The 24,251-nt window shown below is 43.3% G+C and carries 19 protein-coding genes; 3 read left to right on the forward strand and 16 right to left on the reverse strand.

What is annotated here, in order from left to right; genetic code table 11:
* Positions 1 to 457: 457 nt before the first annotated feature.
* The 9 genes from JNUCC41_RS04035 to JNUCC41_RS04075 all read right to left on the reverse strand — a co-directional run bounded on the left by JNUCC41_RS04035 (position 458) and on the right by JNUCC41_RS04075 (position 10,316).
* Complete coding sequence (locus JNUCC41_RS04035) at positions 458 to 2,362, reverse strand: endonuclease MutS2 (RefSeq protein ID WP_192206489.1); 1,905 nt, start codon at positions 2,360 to 2,362, stop codon at positions 458 to 460.
* 673 nt (positions 2,363 to 3,035) lie between these two features.
* Positions 3,036 to 3,188 carry a hypothetical protein gene (locus JNUCC41_RS04040; RefSeq protein WP_153246156.1) on the reverse strand — a complete coding sequence of 51 codons (153 nt, stop codon included), beginning with the start codon at positions 3,186 to 3,188 and terminating at the stop codon, positions 3,036 to 3,038.
* 183 nt (positions 3,189 to 3,371) lie between these two features.
* Positions 3,372 to 5,090 carry an adenine deaminase C-terminal domain-containing protein gene (locus JNUCC41_RS04045; protein ID WP_192206490.1) on the reverse strand — a complete coding sequence of 573 codons (1,719 nt, stop codon included), beginning with the start codon at positions 5,088 to 5,090 and terminating at the stop codon, positions 3,372 to 3,374.
* 16 nt (positions 5,091 to 5,106) lie between these two features.
* Positions 5,107 to 6,171 (reverse strand): ABC transporter ATP-binding protein, encoded by a 1,065-nt coding sequence (locus tag JNUCC41_RS04050; RefSeq protein WP_192206491.1) that lies wholly within the window; start codon positions 6,169 to 6,171, stop codon positions 5,107 to 5,109.
* Between the two features lie 14 nt (positions 6,172 to 6,185).
* Positions 6,186 to 6,974 (reverse strand): ABC transporter permease, encoded by a 789-nt coding sequence (locus JNUCC41_RS04055; RefSeq protein WP_192206492.1) that lies wholly within the window; start codon positions 6,972 to 6,974, stop codon positions 6,186 to 6,188.
* 6 nt (positions 6,975 to 6,980) lie between these two features.
* On the reverse strand, positions 6,981 to 7,805 hold the full coding sequence (locus tag JNUCC41_RS04060; protein WP_192206493.1) for an ABC transporter permease: 825 nt from the start codon (positions 7,803 to 7,805) through the stop codon (positions 6,981 to 6,983).
* Positions 7,806 to 7,829: 24 nt separating this feature from the next.
* On the reverse strand, positions 7,830 to 8,759 hold the full coding sequence (locus JNUCC41_RS04065) for a nucleoside hydrolase (RefSeq protein ID WP_192206494.1): 930 nt from the start codon (positions 8,757 to 8,759) through the stop codon (positions 7,830 to 7,832).
* A gap of 21 nt (positions 8,760 to 8,780) precedes the next feature.
* Positions 8,781 to 9,818: an ABC transporter substrate-binding protein gene (locus JNUCC41_RS04070; protein ID WP_192208029.1), complete on the reverse strand. Its 1,038-nt coding sequence runs from the start codon at positions 9,816 to 9,818 to the stop codon at positions 8,781 to 8,783.
* Between the two features lie 192 nt (positions 9,819 to 10,010).
* Positions 10,011 to 10,316, reverse strand: coding sequence for a DUF2294 domain-containing protein (locus JNUCC41_RS04075; RefSeq protein WP_081113038.1), 306 nt, complete (start codon positions 10,314 to 10,316; stop codon positions 10,011 to 10,013).
* Positions 10,317 to 10,721: 405 nt separating this feature from the next.
* Between JNUCC41_RS04075 and JNUCC41_RS04080 the strand changes: the two genes are divergently transcribed.
* The 3 genes from JNUCC41_RS04080 to JNUCC41_RS04090 all read left to right on the forward strand — a co-directional run bounded on the left by JNUCC41_RS04080 (position 10,722) and on the right by JNUCC41_RS04090 (position 13,965).
* Entirely contained in the window at positions 10,722 to 12,257 is a 1,536-nt protein-coding gene (locus tag JNUCC41_RS04080) for a maltose/glucose-specific PTS transporter subunit IIC (protein ID WP_192206495.1), read from the forward strand.
* Positions 12,258 to 12,288: 31 nt separating this feature from the next.
* Positions 12,289 to 12,981 (forward strand): N-acetylmannosamine-6-phosphate 2-epimerase, encoded by a 693-nt coding sequence (locus tag JNUCC41_RS04085; protein ID WP_098373428.1) that lies wholly within the window; start codon positions 12,289 to 12,291, stop codon positions 12,979 to 12,981.
* Positions 12,982 to 13,086: 105 nt separating this feature from the next.
* Positions 13,087 to 13,965: a MurR/RpiR family transcriptional regulator gene (locus JNUCC41_RS04090; protein ID WP_228467533.1), complete on the forward strand. Its 879-nt coding sequence runs from the start codon at positions 13,087 to 13,089 to the stop codon at positions 13,963 to 13,965.
* A 109-nt stretch (positions 13,966 to 14,074) separates the two neighbouring features.
* Here JNUCC41_RS04090 and JNUCC41_RS04095 read toward each other — a convergent pair whose 3' ends face one another.
* The 7 genes from JNUCC41_RS04095 to JNUCC41_RS27410 all read right to left on the reverse strand — a co-directional run bounded on the left by JNUCC41_RS04095 (position 14,075) and on the right by JNUCC41_RS27410 (position 24,228).
* Entirely contained in the window at positions 14,075 to 14,524 is a 450-nt protein-coding gene (locus tag JNUCC41_RS04095; RefSeq protein ID WP_192206496.1) for a YfmQ family protein, read from the reverse strand.
* Between the two features lie 488 nt (positions 14,525 to 15,012).
* Positions 15,013 to 15,207, reverse strand: coding sequence for a hypothetical protein (locus JNUCC41_RS04100; protein ID WP_192206497.1), 195 nt, complete (start codon positions 15,205 to 15,207; stop codon positions 15,013 to 15,015).
* Between the two features lie 982 nt (positions 15,208 to 16,189).
* Positions 16,190 to 17,620: a MocR-like pyridoxine biosynthesis transcription factor PdxR gene (locus JNUCC41_RS04105; protein ID WP_192206498.1), complete on the reverse strand. Its 1,431-nt coding sequence runs from the start codon at positions 17,618 to 17,620 to the stop codon at positions 16,190 to 16,192.
* Between the two features lie 488 nt (positions 17,621 to 18,108).
* On the reverse strand, positions 18,109 to 19,680 hold the full coding sequence (locus JNUCC41_RS04110; protein WP_192206499.1) for a SagB family peptide dehydrogenase: 1,572 nt from the start codon (positions 19,678 to 19,680) through the stop codon (positions 18,109 to 18,111).
* A 23-nt stretch (positions 19,681 to 19,703) separates the two neighbouring features.
* Positions 19,704 to 21,647: a TOMM precursor leader peptide-binding protein gene (locus JNUCC41_RS04115; RefSeq protein ID WP_192206500.1), complete on the reverse strand. Its 1,944-nt coding sequence runs from the start codon at positions 21,645 to 21,647 to the stop codon at positions 19,704 to 19,706.
* Positions 21,644 to 23,593: a putative thiazole-containing bacteriocin maturation protein gene (locus JNUCC41_RS04120; RefSeq protein ID WP_192206501.1), complete on the reverse strand. Its 1,950-nt coding sequence runs from the start codon at positions 23,591 to 23,593 to the stop codon at positions 21,644 to 21,646. Before JNUCC41_RS04120 ends, JNUCC41_RS04115 begins: the two co-directional genes overlap by 4 nt.
* A gap of 149 nt (positions 23,594 to 23,742) precedes the next feature.
* The gene (locus tag JNUCC41_RS27410; RefSeq protein ID WP_370662563.1) at positions 23,743 to 24,228 is read right to left on the reverse strand and encodes a heterocycloanthracin/sonorensin family bacteriocin; all 486 of its coding nucleotides are present in this window, start codon (positions 24,226 to 24,228) and stop codon (positions 23,743 to 23,745) included.
* Positions 24,229 to 24,251: the final 23 nt, after the last annotated feature.

Raw genomic sequence — 24,251 nt, forward strand, 5'->3', positions numbered from 1 at the left:
TGTTGTAGGAATACCAGTACTTTTTCTAAGTTCAATTTTTATTTTAAAGATGTTTGATCATTCAAAAGATGTAAGAAGCTAAATATCTAGGTGATACTAACAACCTTTTTTAGATGATGTATGTATCCCTTTCTTATTATATCTCTCAACTCTAATTGATTTTGTTGTTACTTCGCTTTTTGAATATTTTTTGAATTCAATAGCTATTAAACTTGATTACTATTAAAATTCCCTCTTTACAAATTGTTTAATACCTTTATATCTGCGTCTAGAGCCTAATCCTTCTTTCTCCACACGAGAAATTAAGACAAAATTAAAGGGTATGAGCCCTGTTAAAACAAAACTCATACCCTGCCGATGTCTAACTTTTTTGGTGGAACACGGTTTTCACAACCACTATATTATAATTTCATAAGTCATCAGGATTTGGTTTTTCCCGTTTAAAATCCAACTCTTTTTATTCACCAAGCTTCTTCCGGATATCCGCTGCTACGTTCTTTAGCGCTTTCTTTGACCCCCGTTCAAGGTCGTGGTTCAATTTCCTTTCTTTGTAGCTGACAAATAAAGTATTGAGATCATAACCTTCAGGATATAAATCGGCGGCCTTTATTTCCAGCTCGAGCCTACTGGCATGAACTTCCTTGAAGGTATCTTCGAAAAGAACGGTGACATTATTGTATGAATCCTTTTTCTTATAAACGATTGCATATCCATTCAGTTCACTTACCTTCACTTTGTCACCGACTTCATATTCATAAGATGCTTCCTTAGGAACGGCCGCTGGCTTCGCTTTTTTGATTTTACCTTCCTGGACACGCTCCAAGTCGTAGTCTTTATTGTCGATATAGAGCTTTGCCTTTAGCAGGACCTTTTCATGAACATTCATTTTTTTGGCTATCCAGAGGGCATTGCTTTCCCCAGATTGACCGATCAGCAGCTTGTATTTTGGCTCAAGTGTTTCACTGTTGAATTGCATGGCCGCATTCATGAAATCACTGTGTATTTCCGAATAGCGCTTGATTTCACCATAATGGGTGGTCGCAACGGTTATGCAGCCCCTCTGATAAAATCCCTCAAGGATGGCAATCGCCAATGCGGCTCCTTCATTCGGTTCCGTTCCGCTCCCGATTTCATCGAACAGCAGCAAGGAGTTATTGGTTAATGCCCCCATGATTTCCGAGATGTTTTTCATATGCGATGAAAACGTGCTCAGTGCATTTTCAATGCTTTGATTGTCACCGATATCGACGAATACCTGATCGAAGACAGCAAGTTCCGTCCCTTCTTTCCCGGCAACATGCAGCCCTGACATGACGGCCAATGTAAGGATGCCGATCGTTTTCAGTACGACTGTTTTACCCCCGGCATTAGGGCCTGTAATGATCAAGCTGCGATAGTCCTTCCCGATTTCAAAATCCAAAGGTACGCTGTCCTGCGGCAAAAGGGGATGTTTACAGCCCTTTAATTTAATATGACCATGATCATTGATTTTCGGTTCGATGGCATCCATGCTTTTACTGAACTTGGCTTTTGCAAAGATCATGTCATATTGACTGATTAACTCGATGTTTATCTTGATCGGTTTCAGCTGTTCGAAAACCGTTCCCGATAATGTGGCCAAAAGTTGATACTCTTCCATCGATTCCTCCGCTTTTAAACTGGCCAATTCTACATTCAATTTCGTCACCGAGGCAGGTTCGATGAACACGGTAGCCCCTTTTGCCGATACTTCCACGATCGTTCCGGCCACTTGATTTTTATAGGAGGCTTTGATCGGGATGGTGTAGCGATCATCCTTTTTACTGATGAAAAATTCCTGAATGAACTCTTTATTGGCTCCGCTCTTCAAGAACTTATTCAGCCGTTCCTCTATTTTACTTTCTGTCTTGATGATTTGGTTCCTGATCCGTTTCAGGTCCTTGCTTGCTTCGGAAACAACAGCATTTCCTTTTATGGTGAATTGGATTTCTTCTTCAATGCTCCTGAATTCAGTCATGGAGCGGGCATAGGCATGCAATGTTGGTGCAAAGAACTCTTTATCGGTCATGAATTTCTTGATATTCCTGCAGCCTCTTAAAAAATCTGCTATCGCCACTAACTCTGACGGCTCCAAAATCATTCCTTTTTCCAGTTTGTCGATATGGAATCCAATATGTGAAATGCCTTTCAAGGGAATATGGCTTTCCGCATTCAGTAAGTTCCTTGCCTCCGTTGTCTCGTTCAAACGATTTTTAACGACTTTCAAAATGCTGCTCGGCTTAAGCTGATCCAATAACGCTTTTCCTAAACCGCTTACGCAATGATTTTTCACCATTTCCTTGAGTTGGATATATTGTAATTTTTCATAAGTCATTGTATTCATCTCATGATCCTCCTTGAATGAGTGAGTGATAAATTCCCGAATCCAAAAAATGCCCGCAATGGTCCCCCTACCTTTACAAATGAACAAGCCATTTGAGTAGAAAGCTCCTGCGGGCACGGCCTTATAAGGACCTAAAATCGATAACAAATTGGGCAGCTCGAATAGACCTGCGTACACAAAAAAGCATGGTAGGACAAATCCCACCATGCTTTTCGCCGTAACACCTGCATGTTACACGATTTATGGAAAAGGAAGCAGTCTTAAGGTAGGTATTCACAATGCAGAATTGCACTGTAAAAAAAGGCATACTTAATGCACTGACATACCAGTGATTAAATACCTTATTCAACTAAATTAGTTGATACCTACTCCCGACATAAAACACCACACCTTTTCTTAGATTGGAATTAACATACCATATAAGTAAGAAAGAGTCAATTGCTTTTTGCCATTTTCCAAAGTTTTATTTTGGGTGATGTAATGGATCATTCTAGTCAAAAAAATGCGGCCAAGCCCATGTTTTTCACTCTTCAGTAGCTCCCCTTTTCATTGTCTGAATATTTACTTTAAAATCGGGGTATGTTATCCTTATATTAACATAAACTAAAAAACAGCCCCATGCGCTAACATGAGGCTGACAACTAGCAAGAGTGGTTGGTCACAACTAACTTAATTAATCGTCAGAAGAAGAACCATTGCCATCTTGGGAGGATGAGTGGTTCTTTTTCCGTTTCTTGGCGAACATAGACAGGATAAGACTGGTTGCTACAGCAACAAATATCTCTTTACCCATATCAGTAATTAAGTTCAATAAGAAATGAATCAAGCGGTCACCTCCTTCCCATCTATCATTAGGTGGAAAAGAAAAACTGTGACCTACCACTCTATCCTCAGTTGTCCTTCTATTTTATCACATCTTTCCTATAGTGGTAATTATATACAAATGAAAAAAAGAAGACTTTTAGCCATTAAAAATAGGGATTATCCAGTGGATAACCCCCTTCGCGGTTTAAGCTTCATCACTCATTATGAGAGGGACTGTTTTCCCTTCATTCACGTTAATCAATCCATGGTCGGTTATTTTCAGGGCCGGGCTGACAGGAAGCGATAAGGTGCTTAATGACATGATGACATTATAGTGTTCGTAGCCTAACGATTTTAGTGCATCTGTCAGGTGCTGAACCTGCCTTGATACGATGTCCATTGGCTCTTCGGAAAGGATTCCCCCTACCGGAAGAGGAATCATGGATAGGACCTTGCCGTCTTCAACGCAGCAGACTCCGCCTTGCTTCCTTATGACTTCGTTAGCGGCCATCATCATATCCTGCTTATTATGGCCAATCACCAAAAGATTATGGTTATCATGCGAATAGGTTGTGGCGACAGCTCCACGCTTCAATACATCGCCGGTGATCAATCCGTGCGCCCGATTACCGTTTTTCCCATATCGTTCGAATGTGGCGATTAAACCATAAGGGCTTTCTTCCCAGCATAATTGACCATTCTTCCCATCTAAATGATCATGGGTTTCAGATGTGAAAGTAGAACCATTCTGCACGTTTATGATCCTGCACTTGCTGCGTTCAAGCTTATCCGGGATTGTGATGGTAAAATCGTTTTCCGTAAGTTCCGCAAGCTTCACACTTTGATAGAAATGCTCAGGAAATTGTCTTTCCTTCACTTCTTGTACATATGGCCGTGAAGATTCATAAACGAGCTCACCTGTTTTGTATACTTGTTCAATTTCAAATGTTTCCAAGTCCGATAGCAGCAGGAAGTCTGCCGTTTTTCCAGGTGCAATGGCACCCCGGTCATACATCCTCATCCGCTGCGCAGGTGTATAGGTGCATGCATATATCGCCTTTTCCGGTGTCATCCCCATTTGAATGGCTTTCTTTAAAAGGACATTCAAATGTCCCCTGTTTTGGAAGGAGTCGGTCATGACATCATCAGTGACAAAGCAGAAATGCTCATCCACTTGATTTTCCTTCAAGTAATCTATTACTTCTTCAGTCATTGATTTTTCTTGGATCTCTATGAACATCCCGGCAGCGATCCTCGCATCCATCCCTTCCACGGTCTGGTGCGTATGATCGGAATTCACTCCGGCATAAACAATCTTCTGCAAGTCCAAGTCGAGCAGCTTTGGAACGTGCCCTTCTATGATCAGATCTGGATAACGAGAACGGATATGGGACAAAATCTGATTCGTTTTGCAATCCGGATCGGTTATGACCTCATAGTAATTCATGATCTCGCCAAGACATTTAATGTCTTCGGTTTCCATCAATTCATCTATATCATCTATTTCGATAGAACCGCCTGTTGTTTCCATCGATGTGGCAGGAACGGAACTCGGGATGGCATAAAACATATCCGCTACGCAATCTTTACTAGCTTTGATCATTTCCTTCACACCGGAAATTCCGAAAACATTGGCCATTTCATGCGGTTCCGGCACGATCGTCGTCACGCCATTCTTGATTAACCCGTAGGAAAAAGTCGCAGGCGTCACCATCGTACTTTCAATGTGGAGATGGATATCGATCAGGCCTGGAATCATATACTTACCCTGCCCATCGACGATTCGATCCGACTCGAAGGCATCCAATTCCCGGTCTCCGATATAATAGAACTTTCCATCCTTGATGGCAGCATTCCCTTTAATAAATCTTTTAAAATAGCTGTTAAACACGTTGATATCTCTTACAAGCATATCCATTCGCATAACTTACCCTCCTAAGCTAGTCAACAAGCACCATCTGGTTTTTCGGAATTTCAAGGATGATTTCCTGACCCGTCCGATAGGATTCCGCCATTTCCTTGTTCACGGTGAAATCCCCTATTGGAGTTTCAACGACATATTGATAGCTTCTTCCCAGATAGGTACTTACCTTAACCCGGCCAGATAAACTATTTTCCTGAACAGCTCCAATGTTATCTTTTTCCTTGATCAACAGATCGTCCGGCCTGATGGCGCCCACTTTTCCCGTTGCATTGGTCATCTGGGCATCCTTGTTCAGCACAAATGAGTATCCGGATTTGTTCAGTTCAATTTTACCGTCATGATCTGTCCGCTTATCGAACTCAATGAAGTTCTTGAAGCCGATGAAGTCTGCGACAAATCTGGTTTCAGGATATTTGTAAATGGTCGCAGGATCACTAAGCTGCTCGATGATCCCTTTATTCATGATCGCCACCTGGTCGGATATCGAGAAGCATTCTTCCTGGTCATGGGAAACATATACGGTTGTAATTCCCAGCTCTTGTTGGATACGGCGGATCTCGACCCTCATATTCACCCTTAAGTTTGCATCAAGATTACTCAATGGCTCGTCAAATAATAGGATGTCCGGTTCAATCACCAGCGCCCTTGCAATTGCAACCCGCTGCTTTTGGCCTCCGGAAAGCTCTTGGGGATATCTCTTTTCAAACCCTTTTAAATTAACGATCTCAAGCACATTCATTACTTTTTTTTCGATTTCACTTTTAGAAATCTTTCTGAGACGGAGACCGAATGCAATGTTATCGAATATCGACAAATGCGGAAATAATGCATAGTTTTGGAACACAAAGCCAAAATTCCGCTTGTTGACGGGCACTTTCGTATAGTCCTTTTCCTTGAATAAAAACTTTCCTTCGTTCGCCTGTAAAAACCCGGCAATTAACCTTAGAGTCGTCGTTTTCCCACAGCCGCTCGGGCCAAGAAGGGATACCAGTTTCCCTTTTTCAATCTCAAGATTGAAATCTTTTAATATATTCTGTTTGTTATATGCTACAGATATATCTTGTAAAGTGAATAAAGCCATCCATCATTACCTCCTTATCGTTTTGTGAAATAAGACAATCCCATGAGCCGTTCTACTATAAACATGAAGAAAGCCGTTATGAACATGAGTAATACGGAAATGGCCGAAATGGTAGGATCGAAGTAATTCTCTACATACGTCAGCATTTGAATCGGAAACGTGCTTACTCCAGGGCCTGTCATATAAACTGAAATGTCCACATTATTGAAGGATTCCAAGAAGGCGATCATGACTGCCGCAAGAATTCCTGATTTTATATTCGGAAGGACGACTGTAAAGAATGTGCCCAGTTTACTGGCGCCGAGACTCTCCGCCGCTTCTTCAATGGAAAAGTCAAAGTTTGATAAGCTTGAAGAAATCACGCGGATGATGAACGGCAGCATGATAACAGTATGTCCCACAAACAGTGCCGCATAAATCGGAAGCTGATAAGCCCCCACAATATAACGTAAAAACGCAAAGCCGAGCACAATTCCCGGTATTAATATGGGAGAAACGAAAAATGCATTAATCACGCTTTTCCCTTTGAAATCAAACCGGCTTAATGCATAGGCAGCCGGCACTCCCAGTAACAGTGCCAGAAGATTGCCTGCCAGTGAAACAAGGATGGACGTTTTAAAAGCGACCAAAAACATTTCCACATTAAAAATATTTTCATACCATCTTAAAGAAAACTCTTCTGGCGGGAACTTCAAAATATTTCCGCCTTCGAATGACGTAACGGATATGATAAGCAAAGGCCCTAGTAAAAAAAGGAACACCAGGAGAGTAAACAGGGCCAATCCTCGATTTTTTTCCTGCATACACCTCTACCCCTTTGGATTTAATTTTTTTGCCAAACCATTCATGATCGATATGATAAGGACTGTCACCGCAATCATGATGGTAGCAACAATCGATGCCACTTGCCATTCGTTCAATGTAATCGCGTTTTGATAAAGAAATGTTGAAATGACCCGTTGTTTCCCGCCTAATAAAGCAGGCGTTGTATAGGCCGTGAAGCTCCCTACAAAAACAAGGATGCTGCCAATGACCAAACCTGGGACCGAAAGCGGGATGACCACTTTTGAGAATACGGCCAACCTTGATGCTCCAAGGCTCTCCGCCGCTTTTAATAAGTCCGTTTCGATGTTCTCCATCACACCCACCAGCGTCACGATGATTAATGGCAGGAATAAATGGACCAATCCGATGATGATGGCCGTAGGCGTGTACAAAATATCAAGCGGCTTTTCAATCAAGCCCATGCCCATGAGCAATTTATTCACCACACCATTTTTACCGATGATCACCATCCAGCTGAATGAGCGGACCACAGGGCTTGTCAATAGCGGGAAGATCGTCAGCAAAAGCATGATGGCTTTTTTTCGTTGTTTCAGTTTTGAAATATAATAAGCAGCTGGAAATCCTAATAGAATGCAAATGATTGTCGTGAACAGACTCACCCTAAGTGTCGTCAGCAGAATTTCAATAAAGTATCGATCTTGGAAAAAATCAAGATACCCTTGTATGGAAAAGCCGCCGCTTTCATTAAAAAATGTCGTGCCAATCGTCATTAGGATTGGAATGATCATGAAAATCGTTAAAAATAGAACGCCTGGAAACAACAACAGGTATAGATAGCGTTTTTTCACCTCGGAACCCCCTGTTCGAATGATTTATGAATTGATTATGCGAATGAACAGGTCGAAAAACGCTTCCGCATCGACATCCAGACAAACATGCGCATTTGGCGGCTTCATCAGCCTATTTTGAAAGTCGCAAACCATCTGTCCGTCACAAAGCTCACTCTTTGTTTCAACATCCACATAATATTCTTCTCTGGTGACAAGATCTTCTTGCAAAGCAATGGCAACAGCCAATGGATCATGCATCGCACATGCCCATATACCGTTACGTTCAAAATACCTTTTCCGATAATCTGATGTACTTTCCCTTATATAGTCGGCAAGTTCAAGGTTTTGAATCAATTGGATATGCTCTTCACACAATAGAACCTTTCTCGTGACATCAAGACCAACTTGCGTGATGGACGTGAATCCTGCCTGTAAAACGATTTTGGCTGCTTCAGGATCGACATACGTGTTATATTCGGAGGTTGGCGTGACATTGCCGACACCTTGAACGACTCCGCCCATGAAAATGACTTCTTTAACGAGCTTGGTGATTTGCGGACATTTTTTCACCGCTAATGCCAAATTCGTAAGAGGTCCCGTCATGACAAGCGTCACTTCACCAGGAAAATTCAAAATGGAATTGATGATGAAATCAGAAGCAAATCCATCATCAGGCCGCTTTTTGACTGGCACATCCTTCAAGGCTCCGCCAATCCCGTCTTCGCCATGGACCCGGTGTTCAAAAAAGGGGCTCCTGATAATTGGGCTATCTGCCCCCTTTATGACTGAAATGTCCTGTTCACTCAATAAATCCAATATTTTGCATGTATTCAATGTGGCCGTATCAAGTGATACATTCCCGTTCACTGTCGTTACCGCCAATATGTCGAATTGACGGCTTTTCACAGCAAGGATGATCCCAATCGCATCATCTATTCCAGTATCCACATCAAGAATCATTTTTTTCTTCATCAAGCACACCTCGTTTCTTTCTTAGTGTGTAAGCTCACGGTTCCAACGATCGATCCATTGTTTAGAGTCTTCATTTACAAACTTCATGTCCAATACACGCAGGCTGTTAATGACGTCATCTCCATAGGTTAAGCCTTTCACTTCCGTTTCAGAGAGCTTGACTTCCGTATTGACAGGAGAATCTACTTTCGCTTTCGCTGATTTTTCCTGAACTTCCTTGCTTAAGATGTAATTCATGAATTCGCCGGCCAATTCTTTTTGATCGCTGGCTTTAACAATATTCACCGTATTCATCACTGCGTAGCCGCCTTCTTCAGGGGAAATGAACTTGGCATTGGGAACGGCTTCCTGTAAATCGCCAAAATACATTTCCATGATCGGGCCTGCAGCGATTTCCCCTTGTGAGAACATGTTGACGAACTCTGATGTTTGCCCATATTCCTTAACCGCATTCGGCATGATTTCTTTCATTTGATTGAAGGCTTTATCTTCATTGAACTCTTCACTTCCGCTAACTTTTGAAGCGGCATCCAAAAACATCGGTCCAGTTGTTGAAGTGATGGATGGGATCGTGATCTTCCCTGCCAAATCCTTGCTCCAAAGATCTTTCCAAGAGGTGATCGGTTTACTCACTTCATCGGGATTATAGGCAATGCCAAATTGTGCAATCGTATAGGCTGGTCCAAAGTCATCGCCATTCGGCGCTTTTGCTTTGTCGTATATCTTATCAATATTCGGAATTTTGCTATGGTCGACTTTTTCAAATAACCCTTCATCGATGCCCTGCTGTGCATAGTAGTCGGATAAATAGATAACATCCACATCGCTATTCGCTTGGCGTACTTTGTTCAATCGAACTGCATTATTTCCTGAATCAACAACAATCTTTACATTATGCTTCTTTTCAAATGGCTCATAAACTTCCGGACGGAAGAAATCATCGGCGAATCCCCAAGTGGAAACGACTAATTTGGCTGGTTTTTCCTTACCATCCTCTTTTGAAGAGCATGCAGCTAAAACTAATGTGAAAAGCGATAACATCATCAATATTTTTTTCATCATTCAAACCTCCAAAATTATATTGTTTAAATTTTCCTTTTTACTGATATAAATGTAAAAAAAGACAATCTTAAATAGAATAGAAATTCTACCCAAGATTGTCTTTTCTTTGTAAACAAAGATAAAACTTATCCTTTGGTTCTCCAGTGGCGTTCCCTCCAGATAAATCCGAAGTGAAATCCATTTATATGATTAGATGATTTTTTCCTTCAATACAATATTGGTGAATGCCAGCTGCGTCGCTGAGTCATAATCCCTCAGGACAGCCTCAATATCCCAATTCGTTTGCGTTTCCAGCTTTTGTTTCAGTTTCTTTTTATAAAGCAGGGACATATGGAAGTCAACCTCCTGCTTCAGGCTGGGAACTTCCCCTTCCAAAGCTTCAGAGCGCGGGGCACGTCGATGTTTGGCCTGGAATGTAATCACATTCTGCTCAACAGTGACCTTCAGCAGCGTCGTACCAAAGCCGAACAATTCCTTCGATACCTCATTATACATATGAGAAAGCACTTTCTTCGTTTCGTTAGAGTTTATCGGTAAGATGACTATCACCTGCCAAACTATCGTTTGAAGTAATTATATATACTTTTTCTTTATTGCACAAGATAATATTCGGATTTCACACAAAAAAAATGTTTTTTTTAATTAAATAGCACATTTACTCTCCAATACACGAATTATAAAAATAAGCATGTGGGAATTTCAATATACTTATATAACTTAATATCCAATCCAGCACTTCTATTAATGAAAACTTTTTCAGAGAAATAAGTGCAGGATTGAAAACAATTGATATAACCTTGCACCGTATTGAAAACGCTATCATATGGATTTAATATAGCTAGTATAGAGCGATCAAAAATAGAGAGTATCAAAGGCTCGTTAAATGAGGGAGGAATTATTATGAAGAAAGCTTTCGAGAAAGCGCAGCAGTTCGGTAAATCTTTTATGCTCCCGATTGCCGTTTTGCCAGCGGCCGGTTTATTGCTGGGAATTGGCGGTGCTCTTTCCAATCCAAATACAGTTGAGGCTTATCCCTTTTTAGACTTTGCTTGGCTGCAGGCCATTTTCACGATCATGAGTTCTGCAGGAAGCATCGTATTCGGCAACTTGCCGGTCATTTTTGCCGTAGGTGTTGCAGTAGGATTGGCACGTTCGGATAAAGGGACCGCAGCGCTGGCAGCCATGATTGGCTACTTCGTCATGAACAGTTCAATAAATGCACTGCTTCAAATAAACGGGGAACTTGCCAAAGAGAATTTGGCAGGTGCCGGACAGGGAATGGCGGTCGGGATCCAAACACTGGAGACCGGTGTGTTTGGCGGTATCGTAGTAGGTATCGTTGCCGCACTTTTACACAATAAATATAATAAAATTCAGCTTCCGCAAGTTTTAGGGTTTTTCGGTGGTTCCCGTTTCATTCCGATCATCGTTTCCTTCGCGTCCATCTTGGTTGGAGCCGTGCTTTTTATCGTGTGGCCTTATTTCCAGCTTTTCATAAACCAATTAGGTGCGCTGGTAACGAGCACAGGTACGATCGGGACTTTCTTTTACGGATTCATATTACGGATGCTCGGGCCTTTAGGGTTGCACCATATTTTCTACCTTCCCTTCTGGCAAACAGCTTTAGGCGGAACGATGGAGATAAAAGGGCAGATTGTAAGCGGGACCCAGAATATCTTCTTTGCGCAATTGGCCGATCCGACTACCGTCAAGTACTATGAGGGTGTTTCCCGGTTCATGTCCGGCCGGTTCATCACGATGATGTTTGGTTTACCCGGCGCTGCACTGGCCATTTATCACTGCGCTAAACCTAAAAATAAGAAAGTCGTGGCCGGCCTGCTTCTTTCAGCTGCCTTGACCTCTTTCTTAACAGGCATCACCGAACCGCTTGAATTCAGTTTCCTATTTGTCGCCCCGATCCTTTATGTTATTCATGCCTTGTTTGACGGACTTGCCTTCATGATGGCAGATATATTCAATATAACGATCGGTCAAACCTTTTCTGGAGGATTTATTGATTTTACTTTATTCGGGATACTCCAGGGTATCAGTAAAACAAACTGGATTTATGTACTGCTCGTCGGCATTCCATGGTTTTTCCTATACTACTTCACTTTTAAATTCTTGATCAGGAAGAAGAATTTGAAAGTGGTCGGCCGTGAAGATGATGAACAGGCCGCCGTTACACAAGTAGCCGCATCAGAGAGAACCCAAACCATCGTCAATGGTTTAGGCGGACAGGAAAATATCGATATAGTCGACTGCTGTGCAACCCGTCTGCGCGTCACTGTAAAGGATGAATCGTTGGTGAAAGAAGACGTCATTAAACAAACCGGTTCAAAAGGTGTCGTAAAAAAAGGAAATGGCATTCAAATAGTATACGGTCCCCAAGTGACGATCATCAAAAATGAAGTGGAAGAATACTTGGGTCATTAAGAACATAGATAACGATAAGGACGTGTTAAACATGCAACAGGTGCTGGATAAAATTCACAAAAGCTTAATTGTATCATGTCAAGCATTGGAGAATGAGCCGCTGCACAGCTCGTTTATTATGGGGCGCATGGCCATTGCTGCCAAGGAAGGCGGTGCGAAGTGTATTCGCGCAAACTCTGTAGCTGACATAATGGAAATCAAGAAAAATGTGGACCTTCCAGTCATAGGGATTATTAAACAGGTGTATGGACAAAACGATGTCTACATCACTCCCACCATGGCCGAAATTGATGCATTGATGGAAACCAAAGCGGAAATCATTGCCACGGATGCTACATCCCGGGTAAGACCGGACGGTAAGACGTTAAAGCAGTTTTATGGTGAAATAAGAGCAAAATATCCGGATGTTTTACTAATGGCGGATGTATCCACCATTGAGGAAGCTATATTCGCTGACGATCTAGGATTCGATATCGTAGCGCCCACTTTATACGGCTATACGGACGAAACGTTCGGCCAGAAAATATATCAGGATGACTATGCTGTGCTCAAAGAAATCGTAAAAGCAGTGAAAAAAGCGAAAGTGATCGCGGAAGGAAATGTCATAACACCGGAAATCGCCCGCTCTGTATTGGATATGAATGTCCATGCAGTAGTAGTGGGCGGTGCCATTACCAGACCGCAGCAAATCACTAAAAGATTCGTGGATGCCATCCAAGAATAAAACGCTGCACATAGTAATGAAAGACCCAGACTGGAAACAGTTTGGGTCTTTTTTACGATTCATGGATCATTCGGTTATTGACGTCCCTAATGGATACATTAAACTATGAATACATATAAGAAATTTGAAATGGGTGGTCAAATGGAATATCTCGCAGAAAACCTCATATATGGCATTGAGTGCAGCATGGACAAATTCACCAAAACCGAAGAAGAATTGGCCAATTACATTCTGCAGCGCCCTGAAGAAGTAAGTCAGTTAACCATTAGTCAAATAGCTAAAAAGCTTCATATTTCACCTGCAACCATTACACGTTTTTGCCAGAAATTAGCCTTTTCCGGGTTCAATGAGTTCAAGCATGAGTTAAAAAGGTTCGTGGATCTCCGCAATACACCGAAAAATATGAAGAACATCAAGCAGGTGGATTATTTCGCTAAACTGTATCAAGATCACTTAGGTATCATTGATAATACCTTTCATATAACCACATATGACGATATCCAAAAAGCTGTATCTTACCTTACACAGGCAAATAAGATTCATGTTTATGGAATAGGGAGTTCAGGTATAGCGGCCCAGGAGTTCAAGTCCAAGTTTTTCCGTATCGGCTTAACTGTTGAAGCCATTACAGATCCCCATCAGTCAATGATGGATGCAGCTTTAAGTAACGAGAATAGCGTCGTCATCGGCATTTCCATTTCCGGAACAACGAAAGAAGTGATTTCTGCAGTTAAAATTGCAAAGAAGCAAGGCTCACGCATCTTGATCTTTACTGGAGATAAGAAGTCCGAGCTCTCACAGCTTGGCGATATATCGCTATTGGTCACGAGCAAGAACAGCATGCATATGGGGCAAAACATTTCTCCATTGCTTCCGCTGCTATTACTTTTTGATTTAATATATACAGAGTTGGTCGCTAAAGATTATAAAAAAAGGATAAGCATCCGGGAAAAGACTTTAAAGGTATTGACCGAGAACAACTGACTGTTTAAAAAAGTGCATTACTTACCAATGCACGAATCATATAAAAAACTGCATCCCAATTGCTTGGATGTTACTAGCATTGGGATGCAGTCCACTTTATATATTCCTTTTAAACTAAATTCCTTATGACTGGCATGGAACGCTCTTGGAGCCTCTCGGAAAGAAGACTATACGCAACTACTTTATTCTTGTACTGTTTGACTACATCCACATGGTCGTCGTAAATGTACACAAATAATCGAACATCGTTTTTTCCTCTTTTAGTATCAATCATTATTGGAATCCCACTGTTTTCTGGATGTAAAAACAATTGCTCGTTCCCTGGGAATATATGATTCTTTTTCAAGAACTTAGCTTCGTTAAAATAATTAATGACTTGAACTTTGTCTTCACCTTCCAAACGATTTCCATCATAGGTTACGATTGCATTCGCGCCACTAATTTCCGAATGTATTTTAAATTTACTCAGAATCCAATTCACTGCATCGGTTGGTAGGCAGGTAACTAATAATTTAAGCAAACCTAAGATAATAGTCAAAACCAATACAGGCACTGTCATATTTCATCATCTCCGCTACGTTATAATTTAAGGCTGTTTTCGCATACTTTGTTGCTATTTACCAAGTAAAGCGGTGTGGTTGATTACCCCTTCAGATGCTCGCTTTCCGCGGGGCGGGCGGTGAGCCTCCTCGGCGTAAACGCCTGTGGGGTCGCACCTGCCCCGCTGCTCCCGCAGGTCCAATCAACCTTAAATAGTCTCGTTTTAAAAACAACAATCTTAACGAAAAGAGCCTAATTTAAAGTTTAATTGAAAGAGGCGGTCAGTTTTTCTTTGAAGTGACCGTTCTAATTTCACCCAGCTTGCAATGGTGATTTTTTCACGAATCAATCAGTATTCTTTTCGTTCACATTTCCGCCACATATGTGAACAAATTCACAATCCCCCACAAATAGAGTATGTCTTGTACAAAACATGATCTGTTTACAATTAAGCCTTTATTTCTATCCATTTTGATATGCTATTATAATAATCATTCACGTGATATCTTAGGCTAACTTTATTACGAAGTAGACGATGCCCACAGTTAAAATTAGGGCAAGACCTATATAAATATAACTAAGGTTCAACAAATTCCCTCTCGTTGCTGCGGAATAATCACTATCACTCTTCCCCGCTAGCGAAAGGGTCCCAACCAGGGCAACCAAACTAATGGCTACTACTAATATTATACTTATCGTCATGATCCAATGCCTCCCCGTATTATTATCCATTTCCTTGACCGATTCTCATCGTATATCGTAGTGAAACTACACAAAAAATCGTTCCTGATTGGCAGGTCGATCGCTCATCGTAAATATATTAGAAAACCCTACTTCTCTATAATAAAAGAACAACCAATTTTAGGACCATCCAATTAAGTGAAATTTCCACCATCCACTTGCTGAATTCTTCCGTTCATATACATAGAAAGGTGCAAAGACTATTGTTTTAGAGATGAGGATGCTTTCTAAACATGATTCTATTCCAAGACTTTAGGCAAAAGGGTTCGATCTAAAAGGTAAAACAAAGTTGATTGGAGAGAAAGGCGCGAGACTCCTGCGGGAAAAGCGCGTCTAGGGGAGACCCCGCAGGCGCGAAGCGTCGAGGAGGCTCCCGGACTGCCCGCGGAAAGCGAGTGCCTGGAGCGGAAATCAACATCTAAGTTGTACAAGCCATAAAAAGACTGTAGACAAAAGAAGCTCTTTCTTACTGATAAAACAAAGTTGATTGGAGAGAAAGGCGCGAGACTCCTGCGGGAAAAGCGCGTCTAGGGGAGACCCCGCAGGCGCGAAGCGTCGAGGAGGCTCCCGGACCGCCCGCGGAAAGCGAGTGCCTGGAGCGGAAATCAACGTTCAATTGTACAAGCTATAAAGTTAGTAGATAAAAGGGGTTGGAAAATATCTCTTTCATCAATGATGGTTCCGAACAAAGCAACACCTCCAAATCTCAGGTAGGTTTTCACCAAAATTTTATAGCAGAAGTTGATTGGAACGGAAGGCGCGAGACTCCTGCGGGAAAGCGTGGCCAAGGGAGACCCCGCAGGCGCGAAACGTCGAGGAGGCTCCCGGACCGCCCGCCGAAAGCGAGTGCCTGAAGCGGAAATCAACGTTCAATTGTCCAAGCCATAAAAAGACTGTAGACAAACTCATTGAAATCGAGTTTGTCTACAGTCTGAGAAGACCCTTATAAACTTTTTACAGCCTCTGCAAACCTTTTGATGCCTTCATGAATGGAAGCCTCATTTTCCCTTGCAAAAGTAAAGCGTACATATTCCTTATTTGTACCTAATGTTGAACCAGGAACGTATATAACTCCTCTTTTGATAGATTCCTCCAGTAACTTTATTTCGTTCAAAGGCACCTTCAGCTTACACCACAAATGAATTCCACCATTTGGCGAAAAATACTCGACTTCTTTATGCAGGAATTCGTCAAGACTCGAAACTATTGCATCCCTTCTTTTTTCTAGCTGCTCTCTTAAATAAGTAATATGGGCAGGAAAATACTCTGAATCCAAAAAATCATTTGCTATCCATTGAGTGAAGGAGCCATGGCCGAAGTCAACCTGCTGCTTAGCATCAGACAGTCTCTCTATAACTGGTTTCGGTCCTATTATCCAGCCAATTCTTAAGCCAGAAGCAACAATTTTTGACAGAGAGCTTATATATAAAACATTTCCGTTGTTGTCCATCGATTTAAGAGTAGAGATTTTTTCCCCAGAAAAGGAAGTTAAACTATAAGGATCGTCTTCTACAACCGGTATTCCATATTCGGATGAAATCTCTAGAATCCTTTTACGTCGGTTGATATGAAGTACAGTTCCTGTTGGGTTTTGAAAAACAGGGTTCAAAAATATCATCCTGATTCGATGTTTTTTATGTAGTGCTAGTAAATCCTCTGGGTTGATGCCATCCTTATCAACTGGTAAAAGAAAAGTCCTTAGTCCTGCGGATTGAAAAATGGGAAGGTTGTAACCGTATGATGGATCTTCCAATGCAACGGCATCGCCTGGCTTTAGCAAGCATTGGACAACGAGATGTATGGCTTGCTGTGCACCAGAGGTAATGAGTATGGAAGATGGATGAGTATCAATTTTTCTATACTGTTTTACATGATTAGTAATTGTGCCCCTTAAAACTGCATTGCCCTGGGGGTGATCATAACCTAAACTTCCAATAAAGGACCTATTCGAAATGATTTCACGTAAGGATTGGACCGGAAATAAGTCTTCTGATACCTCCCCACTAGCTAAGTTTATTAGATTATTTCCTTCCGTTTCTTTACGTATTCTTTGGGTTACCGGCAAATTGGGTAAAAATGAACCAGCTTCGATGTATCTATTCCAACTAGGCATACGTTTTCTGTTGATTCCCCATATATCCTTGCTGATCATCGTTCCGCTTCCTTTTTTTCGTTCAACTAACCCATTTGCTTCCAATTCATCATAAGCTGCTACAACTGTACTTCTGTTTACCCCCAGTTCATGTGCCAAGAAGCGCTCAGAAGGTAACGGCTTATCTAGTAAAAATGTTCCATCAGCAATACCACTCTCAATATAACCAGCTATTTGTTTATATAAAGGCTTCTTGGATTTTCTATCCGTTCTCCATTCCATAAGCTACATCCTTTAAATTGGTTTTGTTAAAAGCGTTCCAAATTATTGGCTTTTTTATCTACTTATTCATTCCCTTAAATGATAAAACCTTTTATATCAGTATAATCCTCGGCCGGGATTATTGCACTCTTAGGTTGGAAGCTATACCGTTTTTCAAGCTCCAGTTTTTTATTAAGGCTGTTTCCGCATACTTTGTTGCCATTTTCCAAGTAATGGGTGTGGTTGATTTCCCCTCCAGATGCTCGCTTTCCGCGGGGCGGGCGGTGAGCCTCCTCGGCGTAAACGCCTGTCCCGCTGCTCCCGCAGGAGTCTCGCACTTGCGCTCCAATCAACCTTAAATCGTTTCGTTTTAGAAACAACAATCTTAAATCGTTTCGTTTTAGAAACAACAATCTTTACGAAAAGAGCCTTTATTAATAATTGGATTTTCCTCATTGAATAGAAACGGCCTTCATTCTTTAAAAGGAATGAAGGCTATCGTTACATTTTTAACTATGCAAACTTCCCTTCAGCCAGGGACGATTCCGATAATGGCCGATCGGGATTTGGATCAGGCTCGTTTTCCCTTGAGGACCACCACCGATCTTGTAAAGTTCATCACACATTTCCACATCAAAGCCGAGCAGCGGGTGCCCGTTCATTCCGAGGGCTGACGAAGCTAGCAGTAATTTCTGAACGAGCATCCCCGCCTCCATTTGCTGGATGCGGTATCCTCTATATCCAAGTTGCGTTTTGGAATGCTCCCGCTCGCCAACTACATGTATGCAGATTGGCACTTGCTGAAAATTCATGATATCGAGGGACATTCCGTATTGCAATCGGAGCCGCTGATCTCCCGATTGTATCTGTTGCAATGTATGTGTCGTGCTGTCGTAATGGTATGCACCATCTTGTATGTCTTCCACATTATACAAACAAGCATATAATGAAACGCGATGTTCATCGTTCCCGTTTTTTCCATCCAAGTCATTTCGATAGGAGAACGAAGCGGTTGCCTCCTGCAGGAGAGAAGCCAGCTGCCATTGACTGACTTTCCCGAGTGCGAAGTCCATTTCAGGTGAAAACCGCTTCCGGCAAACTGATGCCAAGTCATAGGACAGCCGCTTCACGATAGGAAGGGCTACAATATGTCCTTCGGATTTCGTCCCATTCTTCGTACTGATCCTCCGGAATGATTGGGTGGATTCGATCATGGATGCTGCATTCAGTTTAGTCAGCATAGGAAATTCCCTGATTCTTTGGGACCGAACATAGTGTTCCGGCTGAATGCCCGTCAATTCCGGCAATAATTCTGTCGAAGTGACAGGTCCATTACTATTACTTTCATCAGTACACCAAAATGCGGGGTCTGCCGATAAGGGGATCATCGCATATGTGCTCTCTTCCTCATCGGAAAGCCCGAGAAGATGATTGATGGCTCGATCAAGGAACTGGAAGCACACCCCAGCGGCGATTCCAAACCGTTTCGCCACTTCGAGCAACTGTCCAAGAAGCACGCCTGCATCCAGACCTTGCAGACGATATGAAAAGTTATTATATTTGTAGAAGTTTTTCCAAAACATCGTCGATACAAAAACCGTGCCAAAGCATGCGGACATATCAAAGTTTTCACCAAGGGCTTTTGTTATATATGAATCAAAATTCCCTTCCCGCAGCAATACCAGCCGGTGGTGTGCCGCATCATAATGGTATACACCAGCAGGTAATCCCTCCATCTTCAAGTACACGTACAATTCGCTTGGATACAAAGCTCCCCCTGATGGCGGAAAACGCCGGAATGACTGCATGAGGTCCGCAGATTCCGAGGAGCTCGATACCTGACTGACTTGGGTCAGGCCATATGCATACCAGAGGAAATGACCGATTCCTTTAAGGTCCTGTTTTGAAGGCCCGCTGCAACCCTCCAGCGTCAGCGGCACCTCCAGTGATAGCGGAAAAACAGGCAAGTCACGGTAAAGCTTATACGTCAGCGGTGCATCCTCCCAATCCACTTCCCAATCCGGCGGACTTGCCTTTTCGATATCAAAATGCAAATTGTACAAAAATGCTTCTAGACTCATCCTCCAACCTCCTAAATCACCGCTTATGGAAAAGGATGCGGATGCGGATTAAGCTGTTCGAATTCAAGCCGCCGTTCAGCATATCCAAGTTCCATCGGAACCCTCAGTATTCTCTCAAGCCCCGTTATGCGGGTAAGATGATGGCCGAATGTCATCGGCAGCATCCCCGGTATCAGCACTTTCACGCAATGTAATCCATTTCGTGCAATTTCCGGTGTCGTCTGATCCACCACAATCACCTCGAGTTGCAATCGGCGAAACTCCTGAAGGATTTCCTGCAAGTCTTCCGTCAAGTCCGGATGGTTCACCTTTTCCCCGTATTCTTCAGCGAATGTTCGCATCGGGCGGTCATCATCAAGCAAAAACTGCAGTCGCTCTTCGGCTTGCGGTAAACCGTACAGCATGCCATGATCATCCATTTTCCTTACCAGTGAAGAATCATGCAGCATTTTCTCAACCTCATCCAGATTCTCTTCCAAATTATCGTCAAGTGTCAGCATCATGCCAGCCAACTCGAAGACCGCGCTTTTCACGGCCCGGATCGGGTCCAGATGGGCCCCTGCCGCACATATGATATTCAATCCTTTTTGTTTCCTGTTTTTAGCCAACGCCCATACGCTCGGGATACCATGTTCCATGGTCGAATTAAACAAATGGATATCATACCCCGCTGCCGCCCTCGCCCTGTCAATCATCAACTCCAGTTCTTTATCATTTGCAGAATAAGGGTCAAGACGTGTGAGTGGCAGCTGCGCATACCAGGTCAGAAGAAACGAATCACGTTCGACCACTTCCATGATGCCGTAGAAAATGGCCTCCTCCAAGCTTCCCCCTAAAGCACAGCCATTAGAAGTTTCATAGACAAACCCATGACCGCAGCCCAAGCTGTAATAGGAAAGCAATTCCGGGACCAAGATCGGCCGCTCTTGCAAAAATGAGTGGCCCCATACCCAATCTATCGATCGGTCAGGATTAAACGGTTGAAACGGGAAATCCCGCTGTGCATAATTTTCCTTCGAGTGTACCCCTATCCTGATCGGATCGAGCGCAAAATCCTTAAGGTTGTTGTAACTGTCATGTATGACTGTCCGTTTACCGCGGGGCTCCATACCGCAATATCTTTCCAATCCCTCCAATATGGCCGTCATCTCACTGGCCGCATATGAGAGAGTACGGCCTGCCGCCCCCTCATCTCCTATGAATAAAGGCAAATTAACACTTACATCGGCAAATGGCGGCACAAGGTCGATCATTTTATTATTCAAGAAACCTGTGCGATGGTCCAAGTAATCCTTGGCCAGAACTTCATTCAGGTCTTCCATTGAACGGGTACGGTAACTGTCGGGACCGATTTTCGGACTTGGCTGTAACGTAATCCTGGCACGCTCCTTCGAGTCATCAGGTAATGTTGAGCAAACCAGACACAATGGATCTGGTAAAAATGAGTGCCACGAGCCATTCAGCGTTTTCAAGTTGATGATTGATACACGCCCTTCCGAACAGGCGCGTTCTCCTTTCATCGCCTTCCTTACCTCTGCACAAATCAAGTGGGCCATCTGTAAAAGGCCTGTGCGTGATGCAGCCGCATCACGATCCATCCCCCCATTTTCCTCCAGCTGTTTGCGGATTTCCCACATTTCTTTTCGATCACGCCCAGCCATGAGATGCCTTTGGTCCGCACATTGTGAGCAGCCAGGAACATCCGGGCGCACCAACGGACCTATCACTCCCTCTCCAAATGAAACGAACCCCCGCAGCCATGGAACGCCCGCTTGCCTTATCACCTCTTCCGCCTTTAAATGGACAGCTGGATTCCAGGCATCTTGCAGCAGAAGGACCATAGCCGTCTTTTGCGGTATTCCTGCCTCGAAATCGGTTTGGCGATTCACCTGATATTGGCCGGACAGGTCCCCCTGAACATGGTCGGCCAGCACTCCTTCCCCGACAACCAATACGTCAGTTTTCACCCTGATTCCTCCTCTCGCAAAAGCACCCCAAACACTCCTGCCATTTCTTCCTTCAAGAAAGTTTCCAACTCTAATTCAAATACGAATATTCGCTTCTTATTCTTCTTCAAGACTTGAATGGCGGACTTTAATATCTCGGAATTCCCCGTCACCCCGCACGAAGGAATCACAAGATTCAAGGACTTTTCTTCCTTAAGAACAGGCGATGCCACTAAATCTGGAGCTGTAAGGCAAACAGTCTGGTTTTGGACTTTCATGACGGCCTTTTGCAACGCGTTCCGTAATGCGATCGTTACATTCAAACCGACAGCTCCGGACCAGCCGTCGCTCGTTCCTGCCCAAACTACCGGGAAACCTGACACTTCCTCACCCAACGCGATGATCGGTTCTCCTTGCAGACGGGTCAGCGCTTGTAGATAATACCTGCAGCGTTCATCTTCCACTTGAGCCAATTGCACCGACACGAGTTTCTCCTGGTTGAAACGCTTATTGTCAAGCTCCTTATCCAAATAGCTTTGCAGCCCACGGCATACACATTCAGCAAATGTTTCCCCTGCTCCGATACCGACGACCGACTCCTTTATATCTTCTGCCCCCTGAAGCGGTGTAAGAGTCGGAATGAGCTGGCTGAGTGTTCGGGATACATATGCTTCAACTCCTGAAAAACCGCATTCCCTTCTCGCTTCCTCATGCGTCAGATCTGAACGGATGATTTCGGGCAGCAGTTCGGCCGGACCGGACGACAGCGGATCAACAACCTGAACTCGGCATTGGGCCAACGGCAGCTGTTTTAAATCTCCCTCATCCCAACGATGAAAGATCCCGGATTCCGAGGATGTCAATCGGCTGAAATACATAAACACCTTACCCGGCTTACTCGGTTCCGATTTCTGTTCGAGCCGCTGATCAAAATCTTCAATCCATGCAGCAGTCCCCTTTCCCGTCACTCCCGGGTGGGGAATGAATGGATGCCATTTTCCCTCCATTGTATCCATATCCAACAGATAAAAATGATTGGCTTGTTCTCCTGTCGTAACGCCTGTAGCCTCTTTAAACCATTCGAATACCATTATATTGGCCAACATCGCTCCGGCTGTCGCGGAAAAGGAAGATGGTGCCTGATTCTTTTCCAGCTCAGCTTGATGTAAACGATGCCAGGCTGACTCCCAACACCCCTTGGAATCCGGATGGACAAGCGGACCAGCCATGCCTACTTGATTGATGATCAATGCAGGAAACAGGATCTTTTTCCCTTGCCTGCAAACCGAATGAAGTTCTCTTAACTCCTCTATATCACCCTCTTGTGACACATATAAAATTGTGTCAAAAGGCTGCACGATTTCCTGCCATTCAATCTCTTCTCCCTTTTCAAGCACGACCTCCCCTATGGAAACCTCGTCGTCCGTCTTACGCGCATGCGCCACGATTTCATTCAATCTTTTTCTATTGGTCGGTACCGTGTCCGTAATGAAGATTTGGAATGCGGGCAATCCGGATTCCAACAGCGAGGACACCAATGAAAGGAACAATGGTCCAGAGCCTATGGCCAACGCCTTTTTATTTCGATAAGTTTCAAAACGGTAAGCCCCGGAATCGCCGCAGCTTTCCAGGAACTCGATTTGTGAAGCATACCTTTCAAGTACTTGATTCCTCAATTGATGGGGACTGTCCTGACTTACATCCCGTACAAACCCATTGCCGTACAAAACCTCGGCAATTTCCATCACCCTGTTCCGGTATGGGCCAGGCAATCCATCCGTCAACTCGCTCAATGTATGGTTTCCGTTGAACATCGGTAATAGCTTTTCAATCCACTGGACGATCGAGCCGCCCTCCATACGGAACGAACTTATGTTATTCCTGAAATACACACCTCTATTCGGTTCCGGAAGAAAAAACGTATCTCTCTTCACTTTCAAACGCATAGAAGGGGTCAAATTCATCATTCCGCTCCTCCTAACCCGATGCATTTTAAGTACTGCTATTAGCACAGCACTTCACTTTAATCCTATGTACAACAATTTGTCCCTTATGTCTAATACAATAAAGAAAAGTCCCTGTACATGCAGGGACTTCCTTTAGAAAATCTGGATACTTAACCGCCGCAACGTCCGCAACGTCCGCCGCAACCTCCGCAGCGTCCGCAACCTCCGCAACGGAACCCACAACCTCCGCAACGACCGAACCCACAGCCCCCAATAAAGCAACCAAGGCAACCAAAACAACCAAAACCGAAACCAATGAGTCGGGAATCGTCAGCAGAATATCCTGGCTGGTACTGGCTTTGATCCCAAGGAACTGGCTGAGTCACCTGGAAATCATCGACATACAGGTTTTGCAATTGATTTTGAAATTCATACATATTATATAACCTCCGTTTATTATTTATAAGGTAGTGCTTAGAACAGGAAATCTGAACGAAATGGTCAGGGAATTGATACCACGTCAAATACTTCCTCCAACAAAATATGTCAGGGGAGTGGGTATTGCCACTGATTATAGCGCCTAATTTCAGCAATGACCGTTTATGATGAATACCTGGACGATCACTGAAAAAAAAAGAAAACCAGAAGGTTAACATCCTTCCGGTTTTCTTGTTTTCCT

Source organism: Brevibacillus sp. JNUCC-41, assembly GCF_014844095.1.
Classification (GTDB): domain Bacteria; phylum Bacillota; class Bacilli; order Bacillales; family DSM-1321; genus Peribacillus; species Peribacillus aracenensis.

Excerpts from the sequence above, each read along its gene's own strand:
- JNUCC41_RS04035 (WP_192206489.1), bottom strand. The coding sequence starts at position 2,362 with ATGAATACAATGACTTATGAAAAATTACAATATATCCAACTCAAGGAA.
- JNUCC41_RS04045 (WP_192206490.1), bottom strand. The coding sequence starts at position 5,090 with ATGCGAATGGATATGCTTGTAAGAGATATCAACGTGTTTAACAGCTAT.
- JNUCC41_RS04050 (WP_192206491.1), bottom strand. The coding sequence starts at position 6,171 with ATGGCTTTATTCACTTTACAAGATATATCTGTAGCATATAACAAACAG.
- JNUCC41_RS04055 (WP_192206492.1), bottom strand. The coding sequence starts at position 6,974 with ATGCAGGAAAAAAATCGAGGATTGGCCCTGTTTACTCTCCTGGTGTTC.
- JNUCC41_RS04065 (WP_192206494.1), bottom strand. The coding sequence starts at position 8,759 with ATGAAGAAAAAAATGATTCTTGATGTGGATACTGGAATAGATGATGCG.
- JNUCC41_RS04070 (WP_192208029.1), bottom strand. The coding sequence starts at position 9,818 with ATGAAAAAAATATTGATGATGTTATCGCTTTTCACATTAGTTTTAGCT.
- JNUCC41_RS04075 (WP_081113038.1), bottom strand. The coding sequence starts at position 10,316 with ATGTATAATGAGGTATCGAAGGAATTGTTCGGCTTTGGTACGACGCTG.
- JNUCC41_RS04080 (WP_192206495.1), top strand. The coding sequence starts at position 10,722 with ATGAAGAAAGCTTTCGAGAAAGCGCAGCAGTTCGGTAAATCTTTTATG.
- JNUCC41_RS04085 (WP_098373428.1), top strand. The coding sequence starts at position 12,289 with ATGCAACAGGTGCTGGATAAAATTCACAAAAGCTTAATTGTATCATGT.
- JNUCC41_RS04090 (WP_228467533.1), top strand. The coding sequence starts at position 13,087 with ATGAATACATATAAGAAATTTGAAATGGGTGGTCAAATGGAATATCTC.
- JNUCC41_RS04095 (WP_192206496.1), bottom strand. The coding sequence starts at position 14,524 with ATGACAGTGCCTGTATTGGTTTTGACTATTATCTTAGGTTTGCTTAAA.
- JNUCC41_RS04100 (WP_192206497.1), bottom strand. The coding sequence starts at position 15,207 with ATGACGATAAGTATAATATTAGTAGTAGCCATTAGTTTGGTTGCCCTG.
- JNUCC41_RS04105 (WP_192206498.1), bottom strand. The coding sequence starts at position 17,620 with ATGGAATGGAGAACGGATAGAAAATCCAAGAAGCCTTTATATAAACAA.
- JNUCC41_RS04110 (WP_192206499.1), bottom strand. The coding sequence starts at position 19,680 with ATGAGTCTAGAAGCATTTTTGTACAATTTGCATTTTGATATCGAAAAG.
- JNUCC41_RS04120 (WP_192206501.1), bottom strand. The coding sequence starts at position 23,593 with ATGATGAATTTGACCCCTTCTATGCGTTTGAAAGTGAAGAGAGATACG.
- JNUCC41_RS27410 (WP_370662563.1), bottom strand. The coding sequence starts at position 24,228 with ATGTTAACCTTCTGGTTTTCTTTTTTTTTCAGTGATCGTCCAGGTATT.